4 protein-coding genes are annotated in these 2,357 nt (G+C 55.2%); all 4 read left to right on the forward strand.

Translation table 11 applies throughout. The features are described from left to right. Positions 1-969 (forward strand): lipopolysaccharide assembly protein LapB (locus tag P792_RS35550; RefSeq protein WP_023980047.1); only part of this gene is annotated, 969 nt, incomplete at its 5' end. Positions 970-1,112: 143 nt separating this feature from the next. Next, positions 1,113-1,523, forward strand: coding sequence for a flagellar basal body rod protein FlgB (gene flgB, locus P792_RS35555; protein WP_031241802.1), 411 nt, complete (start codon positions 1,113-1,115; stop codon positions 1,521-1,523). Positions 1,524-1,544: 21 nt separating this feature from the next. Then, positions 1,545-1,952 carry a flagellar basal body rod protein FlgC gene (gene flgC / locus P792_RS35560; RefSeq protein WP_023980049.1) on the forward strand — a complete coding sequence of 136 codons (408 nt, stop codon included), beginning with the start codon at positions 1,545-1,547 and terminating at the stop codon, positions 1,950-1,952. Positions 1,953-2,030: 78 nt separating this feature from the next. Further along, the coding region (locus P792_RS39490) for a flagellar hook-basal body complex protein (protein WP_035440986.1) at positions 2,031-2,357 on the forward strand (327 nt) is incomplete at its 3' end.

The raw sequence follows: 2,357 nt of genomic DNA on the forward strand, positions 1-2,357 counted from the left end.
GCGGAAAGCGAGATCGTGCTTGACCATATGCAGGGCAAGTTATCTGCCCAGCAGATGATCCGTGCCCTTGATGCCATCATCCTCGATGCGCGACTGGCCGGGCGCGAGATGGCGGTTCGTCTCACTCAGGCGGAGGCATTTCTGCAGCTGGGCGATTGGCAAAACGCTGCTCTGATGATCGATCAGGGCGTCCCCCCAGGGCGCCCCTCTGCCTTGATGAGCAAACGCAACACAATACTTCTGAAAGCCCTGAAGGGGCTGGCTGAAATTCCCGCCACCGGTCTGGACAACCAACAGGCGCTACGCAATGCAGCGCTACTCAAGGCCCATATTGCAGGGCTTTCGAACGGTCCCGAGCAGGCCAGCCTACAAGCTGCCTATGGAAAGCTTCTTCTTTCTATCGGTCTGATCGATGACGGGTCCAAAGCACTCGAAACAGCCGTGCCGGCTCTGGAGAGTCCGGAAGACAAAGCCAGCGCGGGTCTTGCTCTCGCCAAACTCGCCATACAGCAACGAGACGCGGCACGCGCGCTTCAAACGCTAGACATGACCGAGTCCGACACGGTATCCCCCGAACTTCGCGCGCAGCGCAATGTCGCAAGAGCCGAGATTGCCCTTCTGGACGGAAACACGGCCAAAGGTCTCAACATCCTCAAGGACGCACAGGGCCAGTATGCCAGACTGGTATCAGCGGCCACCTTTGAAAATCAGGGCGACTGGGCCTCTGCGACCCGTGAGCTCAAAATTGTCGCACAGGAAAATCTTCCCGCCAAAGGTACTCTCTCGGATATGGCACAGGACCTTGCTCTCAGACTCGCATCCGACGCCGCGCGTGCCGGAGATGACACAACGCTCAAATGGCTCGCAGGGCGCATCGACGGAAGAGCGATGAGCCCTTCCAGGGCAAGCATATTTTCGCTTTTAACCCAGCATGCCCCGCCGCCCACCCTGTCGGTCGGCAATCCATGACATACCGCGGAGAGGCGACGCAGAAATTTTTTGTTACGCATCGCGGTTCTGCTTCTCCGGGCCGCTTTTTCATACTAGAATGGGAACTATCCTGATAATGCTATTTATCGCTTCTGTCGGCGAAGAATGAAGGGCGAAATTTAATGCTCCAAGCAACGTCACCGCTTTCAGTCAGCGCTGATAAAGGGACAGATATTCTCGACCTCGCCAACCGCCGCATGCAATGGTTGCAGTCGCGCGAGACGCTCATCGCAGGCAATATCGCCAATGCAAATACGCCTAATTATGTGGCCCGTGATCTTCCTGATTTCAAAGGCGCCTTGCAGAACCAGATGTCTGTCCAGCTTGCCCAGACCGAGCCAGGGCATATTGCCAGCGACACGAGCCAGAAAGGTTCGGTCAAAGCCGATAGTAGTACGTCGATCGATGGCAACAAGGTCGACCTTGAAAGCGAACTCGTCAAGATTGCGCAGACCGACGACCAGCAGCGCATGGCTACGAGCGCTTACAGCACCTATATGTCCATGTTTTCTCTCGCTCTGGGTTCATCCTGAGCCTGGTCTTTCGAGGTCGAAATGAACTTCACAGATACTATCGGAATTTCCGCGTCCGGCATGCAGGCTCAGGCGAAGCGCCTGCAGGTCGCAGCCGAGAATTTGGCAAACTCTGAAACGACTGGCTCTACACCGGGTTCCGATCCCTACCGCCGAAAAACCATTACATTTAAGGAAATTCTTAATCGCGATACCGGCGTTTCATCTGTCTCAGTGAAGGAGATAGGTGAAGACCGGACGGCCTTTGAGACCCATTACGACCCATCCCAACCGGCCGCAGACAAAAATGGACTTGTCAAGCTTCCCAATGTCGATGCGATGACCGAAATTATGGATACCCACGAAGCACAACACTCCTATGAGGCCAATTTGAACGCCTTGCAGGTGACGCGTTCGATGCTCACGCGCACGATCAACCTGATGAAGTAATGAAATGGATTTCCATGGTCATGCGCATGTGTGCGCGCGTGATTTCATTTCCATTTAAAAAAAGGCTGGTCGAGCATTATGGATAGCACTGCTTATATTGCCTTGTCGCGCATCGACGTGCTCAAGCGTGAACTTGACGTTGCCGCCAATAATCTGGCGAACGAGAACACCGACGGCTTCAAGGGATCCCGGGAGCTCTTTTCGCAATATCTTGTCCATCAGAAAGGGTCCGGGGTGACTCCAGGGGATCGGGAGCAGGCGTATGCCCAGGATAAGGCAACGTTCAGGGATCTGGTCCAAGGCCCCTTGAGAAGCACAGGTAACGCGACCGACGTTGCGATCAATGGTGACGGCTATTTTACCGTCCGCACAACGCAAGGGGTACGACTGACCCGCAACGGGCAA

It is taken from the genome of Asaia sp. SF2.1 (genome assembly GCF_000505765.1).
GTDB lineage: Bacteria > Pseudomonadota > Alphaproteobacteria > Acetobacterales > Acetobacteraceae > Asaia > Asaia bogorensis.

Bases quoted from the DNA above. Each gene is read 5' to 3' on its own strand.
- flgB (WP_031241802.1), top strand. From the start codon at position 1,113: ATGCTCCAAGCAACGTCACCGCTTTCAGTCAGCGCTGATAAAGGGACA.
- flgC (WP_023980049.1), top strand. From the start codon at position 1,545: ATGAACTTCACAGATACTATCGGAATTTCCGCGTCCGGCATGCAGGCT.